The sequence below is a fragment of the Romboutsia sp. 1001216sp1 genome (assembly GCF_039841805.1).
Classification (GTDB): Bacteria; Bacillota; Clostridia; order Peptostreptococcales; family Peptostreptococcaceae; genus Romboutsia_C; species Romboutsia_C hominis.
Map to the genome: position 1 here is coordinate 28692 of NZ_JBDPHA010000016.1, position 19036 is coordinate 47727.

At 28.8% G+C, this 19036-nt stretch carries 16 protein-coding genes; 14 read left to right on the top strand and 2 right to left on the bottom strand.

The window, feature by feature from the left end; genetic code table 11:
* The first annotated feature begins 198 nt into the window (after positions 1-198).
* The 10 genes from ABHC41_RS12765 (at position 199) to ybaK (ending at position 14017) form a co-directional block, all read left to right on the top strand.
* Entirely contained in the window at positions 199-1701 is a 1503-nt protein-coding gene (locus ABHC41_RS12765; RefSeq protein ID WP_195238565.1) for a helix-turn-helix transcriptional regulator, read from the top strand.
* A 418-nt stretch (positions 1702-2119) separates the two neighbouring features.
* Positions 2120-3475, top strand: a complete 1356-nt coding sequence (locus ABHC41_RS12770; RefSeq protein WP_092923177.1) for an alanine:cation symporter family protein — start codon at positions 2120-2122, stop codon at positions 3473-3475.
* 101 nt (positions 3476-3576) lie between these two features.
* Positions 3577-5229: an amidohydrolase gene (locus tag ABHC41_RS12775; RefSeq protein ID WP_092923180.1), complete on the top strand. Its 1653-nt coding sequence runs from the start codon at positions 3577-3579 to the stop codon at positions 5227-5229.
* Positions 5230-5596: 367 nt separating this feature from the next.
* Positions 5597-7570 (top strand): YgiQ family radical SAM protein, encoded by a 1974-nt coding sequence (locus ABHC41_RS12780; RefSeq protein ID WP_195238567.1) that lies wholly within the window; start codon positions 5597-5599, stop codon positions 7568-7570.
* Positions 7571-7784: 214 nt separating this feature from the next.
* Complete coding sequence (locus ABHC41_RS12785) at positions 7785-8171, top strand: hypothetical protein (protein WP_092923186.1); 387 nt, start codon at positions 7785-7787, stop codon at positions 8169-8171.
* 292 nt (positions 8172-8463) lie between these two features.
* Complete coding sequence (locus ABHC41_RS12790) at positions 8464-9021, top strand: ECF-type riboflavin transporter substrate-binding protein (protein ID WP_092923189.1); 558 nt, start codon at positions 8464-8466, stop codon at positions 9019-9021.
* Between the two features lie 19 nt (positions 9022-9040).
* Positions 9041-10747 (top strand): ABC transporter ATP-binding protein, encoded by a 1707-nt coding sequence (locus tag ABHC41_RS12795; RefSeq protein ID WP_195238569.1) that lies wholly within the window; start codon positions 9041-9043, stop codon positions 10745-10747.
* The gene (locus tag ABHC41_RS12800; RefSeq protein ID WP_195238571.1) at positions 10744-11574 is read left to right on the top strand and encodes an energy-coupling factor transporter transmembrane component T; all 831 of its coding nucleotides are present in this window, start codon (positions 10744-10746) and stop codon (positions 11572-11574) included. The genes ABHC41_RS12795 and ABHC41_RS12800 overlap by 4 nt, the downstream gene beginning before the upstream one ends.
* A gap of 169 nt (positions 11575-11743) precedes the next feature.
* Positions 11744-13534 (top strand): aminopeptidase P family protein, encoded by a 1791-nt coding sequence (locus tag ABHC41_RS12805; protein ID WP_092923198.1) that lies wholly within the window; start codon positions 11744-11746, stop codon positions 13532-13534.
* Positions 13535-13537: 3 nt separating this feature from the next.
* The gene (gene ybaK, locus ABHC41_RS12810) at positions 13538-14017 is read left to right on the top strand and encodes a Cys-tRNA(Pro) deacylase (RefSeq protein WP_092923201.1); all 480 of its coding nucleotides are present in this window, start codon (positions 13538-13540) and stop codon (positions 14015-14017) included.
* A gap of 74 nt (positions 14018-14091) precedes the next feature.
* On the opposite strand, the gene ABHC41_RS12815 is transcribed toward ybaK, so the two are convergent.
* Positions 14092-14304, bottom strand: coding sequence for a DUF378 domain-containing protein (locus ABHC41_RS12815; protein ID WP_092923204.1), 213 nt, complete (start codon positions 14302-14304; stop codon positions 14092-14094).
* A 172-nt stretch (positions 14305-14476) separates the two neighbouring features.
* Between ABHC41_RS12815 and ABHC41_RS12820 the strand changes: the two genes are divergently transcribed.
* The 3 genes from ABHC41_RS12820 to ABHC41_RS12830 are packed head-to-tail and all read left to right on the top strand — an operon-like array spanning position 14477 to position 17069.
* Positions 14477-15316 carry a fumarate hydratase gene (locus tag ABHC41_RS12820; protein WP_195238573.1) on the top strand — a complete coding sequence of 280 codons (840 nt, stop codon included), beginning with the start codon at positions 14477-14479 and terminating at the stop codon, positions 15314-15316.
* A 9-nt stretch (positions 15317-15325) separates the two neighbouring features.
* Positions 15326-15874 (top strand): Fe-S-containing hydro-lyase, encoded by a 549-nt coding sequence (locus ABHC41_RS12825; RefSeq protein ID WP_166504870.1) that lies wholly within the window; start codon positions 15326-15328, stop codon positions 15872-15874.
* A gap of 16 nt (positions 15875-15890) precedes the next feature.
* A complete protein-coding gene (locus ABHC41_RS12830) occupies positions 15891-17069 on the top strand; it encodes an NADP-dependent malic enzyme (protein WP_092923210.1) in 1179 nt (392 codons plus the stop codon).
* Positions 17070-17114: 45 nt separating this feature from the next.
* Here ABHC41_RS12830 and ABHC41_RS12835 read toward each other — a convergent pair whose 3' ends face one another.
* Positions 17115-17957 (bottom strand): S1-like domain-containing RNA-binding protein, encoded by an 843-nt coding sequence (locus tag ABHC41_RS12835; RefSeq protein WP_092923214.1) that lies wholly within the window; start codon positions 17955-17957, stop codon positions 17115-17117.
* Positions 17958-18295: 338 nt separating this feature from the next.
* Here ABHC41_RS12835 and ABHC41_RS12840 point away from each other — a divergent pair, with 338 nt between their 5' ends.
* Positions 18296-19030, top strand: coding sequence for a GntR family transcriptional regulator (locus ABHC41_RS12840; RefSeq protein WP_092923217.1), 735 nt, complete (start codon positions 18296-18298; stop codon positions 19028-19030).
* Positions 19031-19036: the final 6 nt, after the last annotated feature.

Below are 19036 nucleotides of genomic sequence, written 5' to 3' on the forward strand. Positions count from 1 at the left end.
CAAAGGAAGGTTGATGAACAAAATTGAAACTTGATTCAAGAATATTCAACAACTTCAATTAAAAATCAACTTTGATTAATTTATACTTAGTATGTTATTGTCAGATATACTATAAAATGGAGTCATAGTAATAAATAAAATATATAATAATATTAAGAAATCATAAAAGAATGAGCGAAAAAAAGGATGGTGAATAGGTTGAAAAATATTGCATTTGGTCAACTACTAGAAAAGTTACTTTATTTATCAAATCAAAAAAAGAGTACATTAGCAAAAGAGTTAGGATACGATATATCTTATATAAGTAAATGGATTAATGGGAGAAACCTACCAACTCAAAAAAGTATATCTAGTATATGTAAAATTACATCAGAGTTTATAGTTAAATCTTTAAATTCTACATCAAAGCAAGAACTTAAACACTACTTTGAAATAGAGGTAGAAGTAAAAGACGATACTGTATTAGCTCAATATATAGAAAGAAGTTTAAAAGAATCATATATGGTTACGGCACAAAAAAGTTCTTCTAATATATATAAGAATACACATTCTGAAGATAATTATAATAGTATGATGCATATAAACCCAAGGCTTAGAAAACAGTATTTAGCAAAGGATGCAATACTTCATATAAGTAAATCGAGTAAGCTAGATCTAATATTATCTGCAAACCTATATAGACTTAATGGAAATGATAAAGTTTCTATATCAGAAATGAAAACAGCGTTATATAGCATACAAAAAGACAAAGAAGTAAAAGCAAGGGTATTAACTGGGTTTGAAGGGAATCAAAATGATAAGGTACTAAATACACTACTTATAATTGACATGATAACAACATATCCTAATTTAGATTTTGAAGTATATAACTGTAATGTAGATAATAGTAACATTTTAGCTGTTATAAAGGATAGAATTTTCCATAGTGCCATATTTGCAAGTAATGGACAATGCTTATTTACAAATATGTCTAAAGAAAAGGCTATCATAGATGAAGTTTATTATAGTTTAGAAGAAATATTAAAAAATCAAGGTAAATTGCTTGTAGAGAAAGAAACTCCACTAGATTTATTAAAGAATAAAACTTATATACAATATATAATGGGGCAAGACTTAAAGTGGGTATTAGGAGTTATGAATGAATTCTTTATGCCATCTGATTTATTTATAGAAATTGCAGAAGATGTATTTGGAAATGACAAAGAGTTATTACAAGAGTTGCGTCAAATAAATGCATTTTTACAAAATGTAACATATCAATCTAACATAAAGGTATTAATTTATGAAGCAAAACTAATGAAGTATATATCGACAGGAGAAATAACATTCTTTAATAAACCAGTAAAATTGACTTTAGAACAAATGGAGAGACATATTAAAAATATAGAAAAAATAATAAAAGAACATGAAAATATAGAAATTAAACTTATTGAAAATAGCTCCATAGAAGAATTTGATACAGGTTTAAGTCCATCTATGTATTTATCTAAGAATCTAAAGTTAATAAAAACACATCCTATGGATGGGGTAAATGATTATGCAATAATTAAAGATAATGAATTCAAAAAAATATGCGATGAAGTATTTGATATTGTATGGAGTGAAAAAGAAAATATGCTAGTAAGTGAAAAAGAAGAAATTTTAGAAAAAATATCAAAAGCATTAGTTTACACTAGAATAATAAATGGTGAAATCAATTAATAATTTACTAGAAATTATGTTGACGAATTTCGAAAATATTTGAATTTGTTGAAAAAAGAAAATAAGGGTCAAAATAATTTATTGACTTAAATAATAAAAAATTGATATTGTAGTAACTGTAAATAGGCACTAACAAAATCATTAATGATCCAATAATTTTATATAGTTAATCTTAAAAGTTTTATAATTTTTATTTAAATCTTAAAACTGCTATAGATATACCGTTATTATTTAATTAATAAAATACGTAAGAATAGTCAGTTTTTTGATGGAAAAATACAATGGATAAGATTAACTTTTATAAATTGTTGTATTTCTTAATGAATGTGAAGCCTATTTTTTTTGTATATTTTAAAGGGGGAGATATACAAAAAACAAATAAAAATCAAAATAAATATTTACAAGGAGAACATAAAAGATGCTACATCAGTTAGAAGTTGCAATAACAAAAGTATCTGAAGCTATATGGCCAGTATTCTTACCATTTATATTAGTTGTTGGCGCTACAATGGCTATAAGAACAATCTTCATGATACAAAAACAAGCTACAAAGCCTGCTAAATTACAAATGAAAAATGTAATCGGGCCAGCTTCTATATCTTTAGGGGCAATGATAGGTACAGGAGCAATAATAGGTGTTCTTGGTGCATTATCAAAATTATCAGCAAGTGGGCAAGCAAATATAGAAGCTATGGCTATATGGGCGTTAATAGGTTCATTAATAATGCTTCCTGTTTCATATTCTGAAACATTAAACTCAAAAATAATGGGGAAAACTCCAAAGGAGTATATATCTACTCTAATAAGCCCTAAATTAGGAATAACATATGCTGTATGTTTCGTTGCATTAGCAGTATTCGGATTTGGTGGATTCCAATTTAGTGGTATAGATTCAGTTTTTGCTACAGTATTAAATGATAAGTTTGGAATCGAATTATCATTAGTTCAAAGATATTTATTTATAGTTATACCAGTAATAGCGGTAGTTGCTGCATTAGTATTATCTAAAAAGCATGAGTTATTCATGGGAGCAATGACTTATATGATAGGAACAGCAGTTGCTGGATACTTCATATTCTTTACAATGTTTGTTCTTAAGACTTCTGATTACATACCTACTTTCTTTGGAAGTATGATAAAAGGTATGATGAATCCAGTTAATGCAATGATGGGTGTGCCATTAGGATTTATATTAGGTATGCAAAAGGTTATACAAACAGCAGAAACTGGTCTTGGAGCATTAGCAATGGCTGCTCAAGAATCTGACTCACAACCAAGAGAAGCAGCTATGATATCGTTATTACCAACAGCTGTAACAGTATTCGTTTCTATAGTTGTTACTTCATATATAGCTTCTTATGGAGTTGAGGTAGGAACTTTAGCATTAGTTGATGCTAATGGAAATGCAGCAGGTACTGTTGCAAGATTAGGTGGATACTTTGCTACTGCTGAGCATGTAGTTGGTATATTTGGATTAATTGTATTAGCAGCATTCACAGTATTATCAGCATTAACTACAATACTTGGATCTTACTACTACATGACAAAGTTATTTAAGCAAAATCCAGTTAACAAAAATATAGCAATATATTTAGTATTAATAATAGCTGCTGGTACTTTAGCAGTATTTGGAGCTAACGTGGTATTTGAAGCTGTTGACTTATTATTATTTGTACTTTCAGGAATAAACGTAACAGCACTAGCTATATTTACATTCAAACATTGGGAAGCTTACAAGTTAAGTGGATCAGTTAAAAAAGACAAAGTAGCTTAATGATATACTAATTATTTAAATAAGCTAAAAAGCTACTTGCTATATTAGTAAGTAGCTTTATATATATACATTAAAACTTGCCTGGTGAAGGGAGAAATACAATGACTAAAAAGATTTACTTCAATGGAACAGTGGTAACTGTTGATAAAAATGAATCAATAGCACAAGCTATATTAGTTGAAGAAGGAAAAATAAAAGCAGTAGGAAGTAATGAAGAAGTTCTTGCGTTAGCAGATGAAACTACTGAAAAAATAGACCTAGATGGGAAAACAATTCTTCCAGGGTTTATAGATCCTCATGGACATGTAGTTGCTGTAGCTCAAACTTTAATGATAGTAACATTAGGAGATGTAACTTCTAAGGAAGAACTATTATCTAGACTAAAAGAAGCCTTCGAAAGTGATCCTCCAACAGATGGAAACTGGTTAATAGGATTTGGATATGATAACACTAAATTTGAAGGTGGAGAACATCCAACTAAGTTTGACTTAGACCAAATAAGTACAGAAGTACCGATAACTGTTTCTCATGCATCAGGGCATTTATCAGCTGTAAACTCTAAAGCATTAGAATTATATGGATATGTAGGTGATGACTATATAGTTCCAGAAGGTGGAGTTGTAAGAACTGTATCACCTGACTCAAAAGAACCAAATGGAGTATTAGAAGAAAATGCTATATTAGATAGTGAAAAGAAAAAAGTTATAAAAGCTCCAGGATTCGAAGAAGTTTTAAAGGCTGTTGTTAAAGCTCAAAAGATATATGCATCATTAGGTATTACAACAACTCAAGATGCTTCAGTAGAAGAAGCTAATCATTATAATCATATATTAGGAGCATGTGCTCAAAATAATATGTTAATGATAGATATAGTTGGACTTGCTACTCAGCCATCAACAATGAATTTAATGAAAAATGAAGGAACTCCAAAGAGAGAATACTTCAATCATTATAAGTTAGCAGGAGCTAAGACTTGGTTAGATGGATCTCCACAAGGATTTACTGCTTGGTTAAGTAAGCCTTATCACGTTGTGCCAGAAGGTCAACCAGCTGATTACTGTGGATATGGAACTCAAACTGATGAAGTTGTAACTAATTACTTTGTTGATTGTATAAACTTAAATGTACAAGTTCATACTCATGTAAATGGTGATGAGGCTTGTGCTCAATTCTTAAGATGTTACAAAAAAGCTTTAGAAATAACAGGAAGTAAAGCAGATTTAAGACCTGTTATGGTTCACTGTCAAGCATTAAGAGAAGACCAATTAGATGATGTTAAAGAAATAGGTGCAATACCAACATTCTTCAATGATCATGTAAGATTCTGGGGAGATTTACACCATGATCAAGTATTTGGACCAGAAAGAGCTCAAAATATATCTCCAATAGGATGGGCGTTAGAGAAGGGTATAAAGTTTACGCTACACCAAGATCCACCAGTAAAAATGCCAAACCAAATAATAGCTATGCATACAGCTGTTAATAGAACTACAGAATCAGGAAGAGTATTAGGAGCGCATCAAAGAATATCAGTTATGGAAGCTATAAAAGCTGTAACTATAAATGGTGCATATCAATACTTCGAAGAAGATGTAAAAGGTAGTATAGAAGTTGGTAAATTAGCTGACTTAGTTATATTAGATAAAAACCCTCTTGAAGTTGATACTATGGAAATAGAAAACATAAAAGTATTAGAAACTATAAAAGAAGGTAAAACTATATTTGTTAAAGAAGCTGAATTACAAAACGCATAATATAAAAAATAGCGATGAGATATCTCATCGCTATTTTAAATTTTAAGCAAATTAAAAATTTTTTATAGCCTAAAAACTAATAAATAAACATTTTAACTAATACTTTTGTTTGATATTTATATTAAGTGGTTAATAATAATTAAGAGTATCTATTTTGTGTAGTAAAATATAAAATGAGACAGTAAGCATAAATATTTTCCAGGAAATTATATAAAATTACCATACTTATTTTAATTTTGATAAAAATAAACAAATAATGATTAAAAATAAAGTAAATTAATGATATAATTAAATCTTAAGACCTAAAGACAGAAAATGAATTTTTAATATGTTAAAATAGACAAATATAGATTAAGCAGGTGATAAAATGGAAAACAAATTTTTACCTATATGCAAGCAAGATATGATAGATAGAGGATGGGAACAACTAGATTTTGTTATAGTTACAGGAGATGCTTATGTTGACCACCATAGCTTTGGTACAGCTATAATATCTAGAGTATTAGAAAATGCAGGGTATAAAGTAGGAATAATAGCACAACCAGATTGGAAAAGTACTGATGATTTTATGAAGTTAGGAGAACCAAGGCTAGGTTTCTTAGTTAATTCAGGAAATATGGACTCGATGGTTAATCACTATTCAGTAAGTAAAAAGCGTAGAGACAAAGATATGTACTCTCCAGGTGGCAAAATGGGACTTAGACCTGATAGGGCAGTAATAGTTTATTGTAATAAAATTAGAGAAGCTTACAAAGATGCTAACATAGCAATTGGAGGGCTTGAAGCAAGTTTAAGAAGATTTGCCCATTATGATTATTGGGGAGATAAAGTAAGAAAGTCTATACTAATAGATAGTGGTGCAGATTTATTAGTTTATGGTATGAGTGAAAGACAAATAGTAGAAGTAGCTAATGCTTTAAATGATGGATTTGATCCTAAATATATAAGACATATAAATGGAACTTGTTATATAGCAGATAGTAAAGAAGAAATATATGATGATTATGTAGAGATACCATCATATAAAGATGTATGTTCAAGTAAAGAAGAATATGCAAAAGCATTTAAAATTCAATATGATGAGCAAGATCCATATAGAGGAAAAGTTATAATACAAAGACATGGTGATAAGTACTTAGTTCAAAATAAACCAGAACCACCATTAAATAGAGAAGAGCTAGATAAAGTTTATGCACTACCTTATGCTAAAGATTATCATCCTATATACAAAGAAATGGGTGGGATACCTGCTATAGAAGAAGTTAAATTTGGCATAGTAAGTTCAAGAGGTTGCTTTGGAAGCTGTTCATTCTGTGCGATAACATTCCATCAAGGTAGAGCAGTACAAAGTAGAAGCCATGAGTCTATACTAGATGAAGCTAAATATATAACAGAACTTCCAGATTTTAAAGGATATATACATGATGTTGGAGGACCTACAGCAAACTTTAGACATGAAGCATGTAAAAAGCAAATAACTAAAGGGGCGTGTAAGCATAGACAATGTTTACACCCAGATCCATGTAAGAACTTAAAAGTTGACCATACAGATTTCTTAGAATTATTGAGAAAAGTTAGAAATTTACCTAAGGTTAAGAAGGTATTCGTACGTTCAGGAATAAGATATGACTATGTAATGGCTGATAAAAACGATAAGTTCTTTAAAGAGCTTGTTGAACATCATGTTAGTGGGCAATTAAAAGTTGCTCCAGAGCATATAGCAGAAGAAGTTTTAGAACATATGCAAAAGCCAGCAGGAAATACTTATGATAAATTTAGAGAAAAATTCTTTAGATTAAGTGAAAGAGCTGGCAAAAAACAATATATTATACCTTATTTAATGTCGTCTCATCCAGGTTCAACATTAAATTCAGCTATAGAGCTTGCAGAGTACTTAAGAGACATTAAATATCAACCAGAGCAGGTACAAGATTTCTATCCAACTCCAGGGACATTATCAACTACGATGTTCTATACAGGAATAGATCCGTTAACTATGAAACCAGTATATGTTCCTAAGTCTAAACAAGAAAAGGCTATGCAAAGAGCATTACTTCAATATAGTGCTCCAAGAAACTATGATTTAGTGCATGCAGCATTAGTTGAAGCTGGAAGAGAAGATTTAATAGGATTTAATCCAAGATGTTTAATAAAACCAAGAGAAGCTAGAGGGTATTCAAATAGAAGCATGAATTCTAAAAATTCAAATAATAAGGTTTCAAGAGGAAGAAATTCTTCAAGAAATAATGAATCAAAATCTAGAGGTAAAAACGATAGAAATAATCAGTCAAGTAAAAAGTTTTCTAAAAGTTCTAAGCCTATGAAAAAGAAAAGAAGATAAATATATAAAGGATATGACATAAGTTCATATCCTTTTATTATCTTTATAGTATTTTATATAAATTAATGATAAAAGTTTATTGAAATATTGGAAATTTAAATTAATAGCAAAAAATGTAAAAAAAGTCGATTAGTGTAACGAAATTTTATCTAAAACATATTATATTAAAGGACAAGCAAATAAGCTGTCCTAATTAAAAGGAGGTTAATATAATATGTGCAGAAATAATAATTGTGAATATTTCCAAAGAGACGATTTTGAGGATATAAGAGATGAAGTATGTGATATAGAAAGTAGATGCTGTGAAGGATTTGTTAAGGAACAATTTACTATAAGATCAACTGCTACACCTGCTGGAGTAGTTGTTTATGACTCATCTGATCCAGCTACTACACGTGCTACAATAAAGATTAGAAACTTATCAAGAACTGTAAGTATTAGAGTTCAAGCAAGTCCTATTGACATTGTCATAGCACCAAATCAAGAAGCGGTAATTTCAGTAGCTCAATTAAATGCTGTTGTAATTACAGCATTATCAACAACTATGACTGCAAGAGTATTACTATGCTTTGATTTACAATTTGACTCACTTGGAAATTAATGCTGTTATTTATTATCTAATAAAATAAATAAGTTACCTTAAGAATAAAATCAATAATTTCTTAAAGGCAGAGATTTTTCTCTGCCTTTTTTGTTTTTGTTATAAGCATAAAATATATTAATTATTTAATTAAAAGATTAAGTATTTATAAAAAATAACGTAAATAATAAAGGTATAAATATGGTTAAAAAATCGACTAACATTGACATTTTTTTTAGTAAGGGTTATACTAAAATTTGTGTTTAATTTAAATAAATATAAATGTATACATCTAAAATAGAGAGGTATAAGTATGAATAAAAGTAAACTTTCAATAAAAACTATAGTTGCTATAGGAATTGGAGCTGCTGTATTTATGATATTGGGAAGATTTGGTTCTATACCAAGTGGTATACCAAACACTAACATAGAAACAGCATATGCTTATCTAGCGTTAATGGCAGTAATTTATGGTCCTATAGCAGGATTTTTAATAGGGCTTATAGGACATGGATTAAAAGATTTAGTGTTTTATGGAATGCCTTGGTTTAGTTGGGTAATATCATCGGCTATAGTGGGTCTTATAATAGGTATAATGTATAAAAGAATAAAAGTAGATGAAGGAGATTTCTCCATTAAACAAATTATAATTTTTAATATAACTCAAATTGTAGCAAATATAATAGCTTGGTTTGTTGTAGCACCTACTTTAGATATAGTTATATATGCAGAACCTGCAAATAAGGTATACATACAAGGAGCTATAGGTGGAATATCAAACATGGTTACAATAGGTATATTAGGAACATTAATATTAAAAACATACTCTAAAACAAAAATAAAGAGCGGGAGTTTAAGAGTAGAAGAATAATAGGCGAAAGGAGGCATTTATGAAAAAGAAAATAATTGAGTTTAAAGACTTCAATTTTAAATACAGAGTTCAAGCTGAGCCAACATTAAAAAATATAAACTTGACTATTTATGAAGGTGAAAAAGTATTAATAGTAGGACCATCAGGTTCAGGTAAAAGTACTTTAGCACATTGCCTTAATGGGCTAGTACCATTTTTCTATAGTGGAGAGATGAGTGGAGAATTAAGAATAAATAATGAGGATATAAAAAATAAAAATATATTTGAATTATCTAAAGTAGTTGGGACTGTTCTTCAAGATCCAGACAGCCAGTTTATAGGTCTTACAGTAGGAGAAGATATAGCATTTAAACTAGAAAACTATTGTGTAGAGCAAAATGAAATGATAGATAGAGTTAACAAAGCTGCTAAGTTAGTTGATATAGATAAGGAATTAGAAGCATCACCATACAAATTATCTGGGGGTCAAAAACAAAGAGTAACTTTAGCTGGAGTAACAGTAGATGAAGTTAAAGTATTACTATTTGATGAGCCTTTAGCAAGCTTAGATCCTGCGACAGGGAAAAGTGCTATGGAACTTATAGATAGTATACAACAAAAAGAAAATAAAACAATGGTAATAATAGAGCATAGATTAGAAGATGTTCTTCATTGTAAAGTAGATAGAATAGTAGTTATGGACAAAGGATGTATAGTAGCAGATACTACTCCAAATGAACTCTTATCAACTAATATCTTAGAAGAAGTTGGGGTAAGAGAGCCTTTATATATAACTGCTTTAAAATACTCAGGTTGTGAGATAAGTAAAGACTTAAAACCTGAAAGTATAAATACATTAGATATAGAAAAGTGTAAAGATAAAGTCAATGACTGGTATGAGAATACTAAAAAAGAAGAATTTAAAACTAAAAACGACTATATATTAGAACTAGATAACATAAACTTCTCATATTCTCCTGAAAAACAAATACTTAAAGATGTATCTTTTAAGATAAGAAAAGGTGATATAGCAAGTATAGTAGGTAAAAATGGTGCAGGTAAATCTACTATATCAAAATTAATATGTGGTTTTTACAAACCTACTAGTGGAAGAATATTATTTGATGGGAAAGATATAAAAGATGAATCTATAAAAGAGCGTTCGGAAAAAATAGGATTTGTTATGCAAAATCCTAATCAAATGATATCTAAGACTATGGTATTTGATGAAGTAGCTTTTGGTTTAAAGATAAGAGGATATAATAAAGAAGAAATAAAAGAAAAAGTAGAAAATGTACTTAAAACTTGTGGACTTTATGGTTACAGAAATTGGCCCATATCAGCACTTAGTTTTGGTCAAAAGAAAAGAGTTACAATAGCATCTATATTAGTATTAAATCCAGAGGTAATAATACTAGATGAGCCTACAGCAGGACAAGACTTCAAGCATTATACAGAAATAATGGAATTTTTAGTAGAGTTAAATAAAAAGGGTGTTACTATAATTATGGTAACTCATGATATGCATCTTATGCTAGAATATACAAGTAATGTAGTAGTTTTATCAAATGGTCAAAAAATAGGTGATGATAAATCAACTAAGATATTAACAAATAAAGAGATAATAGAAAAAGCAAATTTAAAAGAAACATCACTACAAGAACTAGCTATAAAATGTAAAATAAAAGATTCTGTAGAATTTGTAAATAGATTTATTGATTATGATAGGAGGGTTAGAAACATATGAATACAGAAATGTTGTCATATATAAAGAAAGACTCACCTATTCATAGGTTAACTGGAGCTACAAAGTTAATATGTTTTTTACTTTGGACAATAGCGGCAATGATAACATATGATACAAGAGTTTTACTTGGACTTTTTATTGTTGGAATAGTAGTATTTAAAATGTCAAAAATTGAATTTAAAGAAGTATCTTTTGTGCTTTATTTTATATTATTTTTCTTACTACTAAACGCACTTTTAATATTTATATTTGCTCCATATCAAGGTGTAGAAATATATGGAAGTAGGACGGATTTACTTCACTTAATAGGCCCATATACAATAACAAAAGAACAACTATTTTATGAGTTAAATGTAGTATTGAAATACTTTGCAACAATACCTATGGCGCTTTTATTTATACTTACAACGGATCCAAGTGAATTTGCAGCATCATTAAATAAGATTGGTGTAAGTTATAAAGCTGCATATACAGTATCAATCGCTCTTAGATATATACCAGATGTTCAAAGGGACTATAAGGATATATCTTTTGCTCAGCAAGCAAGAGGAATTGATTTATCAAAAAAAGAAAAGTTATCTAAAAGAATAAAAAATTCGGCAGCAATACTTATGCCTTTGATATTCTCTAGTTTAGAAAGAATAGATAAAATAAGTTTAGCTATGGAGCTAAGAGCTTTTGGAAATAACAAAAAACGTACTTGGTTTAATAGAAGAAAATTTGAAAAAAGAGATTATATATCTATACTAGTGTTAATAATAATTTTATTAATATCTATAGTTATGATTAAGGTCGATGGTTCGAGATTTTATAATCCTTTTATATAATATAAAATTGCCAGATATATACTATTTAAAATCCATAGATGATAGCCTATATGAAATTTCATATAGGCTATTTTATATTTGATAAATTATAATATAAATTAATTAGTTAAAATTACTAAATAGTGTTAAAATAGTACATAAGATAATCAAAATTGAAAGGAGTAAGACTATGATAAAAGAAAGAATCAATAAATTAAGAGCGTTAATGAACGACAAAGGGATATATGCTTACCTAATACCATCTTCAGATTATCACCAAAGTGAATATGTAGGTGATTACTTTAAATCAAGAGAATATATATCAGGATTTACAGGTTCAGCAGGTACAATAGTAATTACTCAAGATGAAGCAGGTTTATGGACAGATGGAAGATATTTCATACAAGCTGAAAATGAACTTAAAAATAGTACTATAAAGTTATTTAAAATGGGAGAAGAAGGTGTCCCTACTATAGAAAAATATCTAATAGATAATATGAAAAAAGATTCAAAACTAGGTTTTGATGGTAAAGTAGTATGTGCAAAAGAAGGAAAAAATTTAAAAGATAAATTAGAATTTAAAAATATTGATATAGAATATAACTATGATTTAGTAGGTCAAATATGGGAAAATAGAACGGAATTACCAAAGGAAAAAGCTTTTTTATTAGATGTTAAATACACAGGAGAAAGTTTTTCAGAAAGATTAAAAAGAGTAAGAAACGCTATGAAAGAAAAAGAAGCAAGTGTGCATATCATAACAACATTAGATGATATAGCGTGGTTATTTAATATAAGAGGTGGAGATATAAAACACAATCCAGTAGTATTATCTTATACAGTTATAACTTTAGATGAAGTTTATTTATTTATAGATGAAGACAAATTAGATGAAACTATAAAAAATGAATTAAATAAAGAGAAAGTACAAGTTAAACCATACGACTCTATATATGAATTTGTTAAAACTATAGATGAAAAAGAAGTTGTGTTACTTGATTCAAATAAAGTAAATTATGCTATTTATAACAATATATCAAAATCTATTAGAAAGATAGATACACAAAATCCTACTATTATGTTTAAAGCAATAAAAAATGAAATAGAGCTAAAGAATATAAGAAATAGCCATATAAAAGATGGTGTAGCTTTCACTAAATTTATGTATTGGCTTAAAACTAATGTAGATAAAGAAGAAATAACTGAAATAAGTGCGGCTCAAAAACTAGAAGACTTAAGAAGAGAACAAGATAAATTTATAGAACCAAGTTTTAATACTATAGCTGCATATAGAGAACATGCTGCTATGATGCATTATAGCGCATCAGAAGAAAGCAACTATAAACTAGAACCAAGAGATTTATTCTTAATAGATTCAGGTGGGCAATATTATGATGGTACTACAGATATAACAAGAACTATAGCATTAGGTGAAATAACAAGAGATGCTAAGACTCATTTTACAAATGTGGTTAGAGGTATGATTAGATTATCTAAAGCTAAATTTTTATATGGATGCAGAGGGTATAATCTTGACATATTAGCTAGAGGTCCACTTTGGAATTTAGGAATAGATTATAAATGTGGAACAGGTCATGGTATAGGATTTGTACTAAATGTTCATGAAGCTCCAAATGGATTTAGATGGAGAGTAGTACCAGAAAGAGATGATAGTTGTGTGCTTGAAGAAGGTATGGTAACTACTAATGAACCAGGGGTATATATAGAAGGTTCTCATGGTATAAGAATAGAAAATGAAGTAGTTACAAGAAAAGCTGAGAAAAATGAATATGGTCAATTCATGGACTTTGAGGTTATAACTTTTGCGCCAATTGATTTAGATGCAGTAGATGCAAGTTTAATGTTAGAAGATGAAAAGAAATACTTAAACAATTATCACAAAGAAGTATTTGATAAAATATCACCATTCTTAAGTAAAGATGAGTGTGAGTGGTTAAGAAATTATACAAGGGAGATATAATAAGTGAGTAAGGTAAAAACTAATGTATGTAGAATACTAGACTCTAAAAAAATAAAATATAATATGTACTCTTATGAATTCAAAAAAGGAGAACATGTAGATGGAGTTGAAGTAGCTCAGAAGATAGGTAAAGATGTTAGCATAGTATATAAAACATTAGTAGCTATATCTCAAAGTAAAAACATATATGTATATGTTATACCTGTAAATGAACATTTAGACTTAAAAAAAGCAGCAAAAGTAGCTAACGAAAAAAGTATAGAGATGATTAATGTAAATGATATAAATAAGTTTACTGGATATATAAGGGGGGGATGTTCACCTATAGGTATGAAAAAACTTTATAAAACTTTTGTAAATGAAAGTGCAAAAGAACTTGATAACATTATAGTTAGCGCTGGTAAAATAGGTTACCAAGTAGAGATTTCACCAAAAGATTTAAAAGATATAATTAATTTAGAGTTTAGAGATATTATAAAATAAAAAAGAGGGTAAATACCCTCTTTTTTATTTTATATAAAAAATTATGTTTTTATAAAGTTAGGTAAATATAAATTTTACATCATAGCCATAAAGTAATCTATTGCTATATAAATCCCTGAAAGTCCTACTAAGCCGTATACTATTTTGCTTAAAGTATTTATATTACCAAATCTTCCTCCACCAGCACAAATTGCTGCAACTAAATCAAAATTAGCGATACTTACTAGACCCCAATTTATAGCACCAATAATAACTAGTATAAGAGCTATATCATATAACATATCCATAGTTATACCTCCAAAAAAATTATTTGTATATTATATGATTAACAAATAATTACATTTTATACATAATATTAAAATAATTAAAATATAAGCAATATATTGTTAAAATTTGTAAAAAATGATAAAGTCTAATTGTGTTACGAATATTAAAAATAAAAATGGGGTGTATGTTCGAGTGAGAGAAATTAAATCTCATAAAATTACAGAAGTAGTAAAAAAAATGTGTATAGACGCTAACATAAATTTAGGAGAGGATGTTGTATGCGCTATACATAATAATTTAGAAAAAGAGGAAAGTGAATTAGGGAAGAATATATTACATGTACTTTTAGAAAACATACAAGTAGCAAATGAAAAAAAAATACCAATCTGTCAAGATACTGGTATGGCAGTGTTTTTTGTAAAAGTAGGTCAAGAAGTATTAGTAAGAGGAAGTACAATAGAAGTTGCTATAAACGAAGGTGTTAGACAAGGATATGAAGAAGGATACCTTAGAAAATCTGTAGTAGATCCTATAAATAGAATTAACACGAAAGATAATACTCCAGCTATAATACACTATGAAATGGTAAAGGGAGATAAGATAGAGATAGAATTTGCTCCTAAAGGTTTTGGTAGTGAAAATATGAGTAAAATGAAGATGCTAAAACCATCTGATGGGGTAAAGGGGATAAAAGAATTTATAATAAATACAGTATCAGAAGCTGGTCCTAATCCATGTCCACCTATAGTTGTAGGTGTTGGTGTAGGTGGTACTATAGATAAGTGTGCTCAAATATCAAAAAAAGCTTTACTTAGAAACATTGGAGAACATAGTAAAGATAGATTTATAGCAGAATTAGAGAGGGAATTATTAACAGAAATCAATAAATTGGGAATAGGACCACAAGGTTTAGGTGGAAATACGACAGCTCTTTCTGTAAATATAGAAACATTTCCAACTCATATAGCAGGTCTTCCTGTTGTAGTAAATATAAACTGTCATGCTTCAAGACACAAAAAAGTTATAATATAGGGGTGGTTTATGATTAAATTAAATATGTCGTTATCCAATGAAGAAATAATCAAGTTGAGATGTGGAGATGTAGTAAGTTTAAGTGGAACTATATATACTGCAAGGGATGCTGCTCATAAAAGACTTATTGAAACTATAGAAAGAAAAGAAAAAATGCCTTTTGATATATGCGGACAGGCTATATATTATGTTGGACCAACTCCAAATAAGCCAAATGAGGTGATAGGTTCAGCAGGGCCAACTACAAGTTATAGAATGGATGACTTAACTATTCCTCTATTAGAAAGGGGTCTTAAGGTTATGATTGGAAAAGGCAAAAGAAGTGAAGCTGTAATAGAAGGTATCAAAAAACATAAGGCTGTATACTTTGCGGCGATAGGTGGTGCAGGTGCTTATATATCAAATTCTATAAAATCTTGTGAAGTTATAGCTTATGATGATTTAGGTGCAGAGGCAATAAGAAGATTAGAAATAGAAGATTTGCAATTAATTGTAGCTATAGATAGTTATGGTGAAAATATATACGAAAAAGGTAGGAGACTTTATTGTAAAAGATAAAACACGGAGGTAGAATATGTCTAAAGATTATGCACAATTAGCTTTAAAAATGCACGAAGAAAACAAAGGGAAAATAAGTGTAGTAAGTAAGGTAAAAGTAGAGAATAGAGATGAATTAGCAGTAGCATACACTCCAGGTGTTGCCAGACCTTGTCAAGAAATACATAAAAATAAAGATGATGTTTATAGATATACATCAAAAGGGAATATTGTTGCGGTAGTTAGTGATGGAAGTGCTGTTTTAGGACTTGGGAATATAGGTGCAGAAGCATCTATACCTGTTATGGAGGGAAAAGCAATATTATTTAAAGAGTTTGCGAATGTAGATTCATTCCCTATATGTCTTAAAACAAATGATGTAGATGAAATAGTAAATACCGTAAAATTAATGGAGCCAGTATTTGGAGGAATAAACTTAGAGGATATAAGTTCTCCTAGATGTTTTGAAATAGAATCTAGATTAAAAAAAGAAATGGATATACCTGTATTTCATGATGATCAACATGGTACGGCTATAGTTGTTGCATCAGCTATAATAAACTATTCAAAATTATCTGGTAAAAATATCGAGGATTTAGAAATAGTAATAAACGGACCGGGAGCTGCAGGATTAGCTATAGGAAAGATACTATTAAGTATGAAGGTTAAGAATGTAATATTCTGTAATGAATATGGTGCTATAAATGAAGAAATGGACAATCTAAACTGGGCACAGAAAGATATGTTAGATATAACGAACATTAGAAATGAAAGAGGAACTTTAAAAGAAGTAATAAAAGGTAAAGACGTGTTTATAGGTGTATCTGCGCCAAACTTATTAGATAGAGAAGATATAAAAACTATGGCAGATAAGTCTATGGTTTTAGCTATGGCAAATCCAATACCTGAAATAATGCCAGATGAAGCTAAAGCAGGAGGGGCTCTTGTAGTTGGAACAGGAAGGTCAGATTTTCCTAATCAAGTAAATAATGTATTGGCATTTCCAGGTGTATTTAGAGGGGCATTAGATGTTAGGGCTAGTGATATAAACGAAGAAATGAAAATTGCGGCAGCTTATGCAATAGCAAATACAATAGGAAAAGAAGAAATATCTTCAGAAAATATAATACCAGATCCGTTCAATAAAGATGTTACTAATAATGTAGCAAATGCTGTTAAAAAAGCTGCTATAAAAACTAAAGTTAATAGAATCTAATAAAAAATGGAGTTTACAATTAAGTAAACTCCATTTTTTATATTTTTATTTTAAATATGTTCCATTTTCATTTTGATATATATAATCTTTTTTCATTAGTACTCCAAGAGCACGTTTAAAGTTTTTCTTACTGCTTTTAAATTCTTTTGATATATCTTCTGGAGAACTTTTATCATTAAAATTCATATGACCATCATTACTCTTTAAATAATCTATTATTTGAGACTCAAGAGAATCTAGTTCATTTTTTCTTTCTTGTCTAGGAGTAAGTCCTAACTTTCCATCTTCATAAATCTTTATAACTCTTAGATTTTCAAGTTTATCTCCATGTTTTAAATCTGTAAAGTATTCATTAGCAAGTATAACTGCAGCATATTTATTATCTACACATACCATAGCGCTATTATTAGTTTGGAATCCATAAACTATACCAGAAACTGTATCTCCTATATTATAACTGTGGTCTGTTGTTAATAAACTATCTATATCTGTCGTAGCAGCAAGCCTACCTGTTTTATCAAGATATATATTGAATAAATATCTATTCCCCTTTTCTAAATCGTAAGTTTTAGCTTTAAAAGGAACTAATATATCTTTTGGAAGTCCAATATCTATAAAGCTACCTATTTTAGTGTGAGCAACAACTTTTAAGTAGCATATTTCATCTACTTTACCTTTAGGAGGTATAAGTGTAGCTGTACGTCTACCTTCTGAATCTATATAGATAAATGCATTTACTACATCTCCAAGTTCTATTTTGTTATGTCCTATAAATCTTTTATGAAGTAAAATATCATCCTTTGAATTAGATGTTTTTCCATCTAAAAAATAACCAAAGCTTGTTTCTCTCTTAACTTCAAGTTTATTGAAATCACCTATTTTTATCAAGTTTTATCATCTCCTTAAATTTTGATTTAATATATACGATTAAAATAATTAAATACTATGCTTTTATTAAAATTAAAATATGTAAGTTTAATAGTGTATCTTAATATAATACCATAGAAAGCACACATGTTAAATAAAATATTACATATAACATATAAAGAACATGATGCAAAAACATTATTTTTATCGTATAATGAATTATTTAAAATTTGTCATTGTATATACTTAAAAATATTTTATGCAAATTTTAAATAAACTATTGAATAGATAGATAGAAATAAAGTACAATTGGTATATACCAAAATAAATATTACAACATAAAAAGAGTGGTGAAAAATATGGAAATAGTAGATAAAAATATTACCACTCCACTTCACATACAATTAAGTTCTATAATTAGAAAAATGATAGAAGATGGAGAATTAAAAGAAGGAGACGCTATAATACCTGAAAGAGAGCTTTGTTCTAGACAAAATGTAAGTCGCATGACTGTCAATAAGGCGATTATGGGTCTTGTAAGTGAAGGAATATTATATAGAGTACAAGGTAAAGGTACATTTGTTGCTAAGGAAAAGAAAAAATATGAGTTCTCAAATGTAAAAGGATTTACAGATGTAATGAAAGAAAAGGGTATAAACATAAGGACTGATATACTATCTTTTGAAATGGAAGTACCAAGTGACTTAATAAAAAATAAATTAAACATAAAAGATGAAAAGACTAATGTATATAAGGTAGTTAGACTAAGGTATACAGATGGAGAGCCATTTGGTATAGAAACTGTCTATCTGTCGGAGCAAATGTGCAAAGGTTTTACTAAAGGGATGTTAGATAATAATTCGTTATATAAAATGCTAAGTGAAAACTATAACTATAAGATAACAAAAGCTAGGCAGACTATGGAGCCAGTGATTTTATCAGAAGAAGAATCTAATATATTAGATACAGAAGAAGGATCATTAGCACTTAAGCTTCAAAGAAATTCATATAATACTGAAGGTAAGCCAATAGAATATACAATATCTATATTTAGAAGTGATAAGTATCAATATGAGTTAATATTAAGTGAGTAGGGGTGA

What these genes read in the sequence shown, in the direction of transcription:
- ABHC41_RS12770 (WP_092923177.1), top strand. Translation starts at nt 2,120, where the DNA reads ATGCTACATCAGTTAGAAGTTGCAATAACAAAAGTATCTGAAGCTATA.
- ABHC41_RS12780 (WP_195238567.1), top strand. Translation starts at nt 5,597, where the DNA reads ATGGAAAACAAATTTTTACCTATATGCAAGCAAGATATGATAGATAGA.
- ABHC41_RS12825 (WP_166504870.1), top strand. Translation starts at nt 15,326, where the DNA reads ATGATTAAATTAAATATGTCGTTATCCAATGAAGAAATAATCAAGTTG.
- ABHC41_RS12785 (WP_092923186.1), top strand. Translation starts at nt 7,785, where the DNA reads ATGTGCAGAAATAATAATTGTGAATATTTCCAAAGAGACGATTTTGAG.
- ABHC41_RS12840 (WP_092923217.1), top strand. Translation starts at nt 18,296, where the DNA reads ATGGAAATAGTAGATAAAAATATTACCACTCCACTTCACATACAATTA.
- ABHC41_RS12775 (WP_092923180.1), top strand. Translation starts at nt 3,577, where the DNA reads ATGACTAAAAAGATTTACTTCAATGGAACAGTGGTAACTGTTGATAAA.
- ABHC41_RS12795 (WP_195238569.1), top strand. Translation starts at nt 9,041, where the DNA reads ATGAAAAAGAAAATAATTGAGTTTAAAGACTTCAATTTTAAATACAGA.
- ABHC41_RS12815 (WP_092923204.1), bottom strand. Translation starts at nt 14,304, where the DNA reads ATGGATATGTTATATGATATAGCTCTTATACTAGTTATTATTGGTGCT.
- ABHC41_RS12805 (WP_092923198.1), top strand. Translation starts at nt 11,744, where the DNA reads ATGATAAAAGAAAGAATCAATAAATTAAGAGCGTTAATGAACGACAAA.
- ABHC41_RS12800 (WP_195238571.1), top strand. Translation starts at nt 10,744, where the DNA reads ATGAATACAGAAATGTTGTCATATATAAAGAAAGACTCACCTATTCAT.
- ABHC41_RS12830 (WP_092923210.1), top strand. Translation starts at nt 15,891, where the DNA reads ATGTCTAAAGATTATGCACAATTAGCTTTAAAAATGCACGAAGAAAAC.
- ABHC41_RS12790 (WP_092923189.1), top strand. Translation starts at nt 8,464, where the DNA reads ATGAATAAAAGTAAACTTTCAATAAAAACTATAGTTGCTATAGGAATT.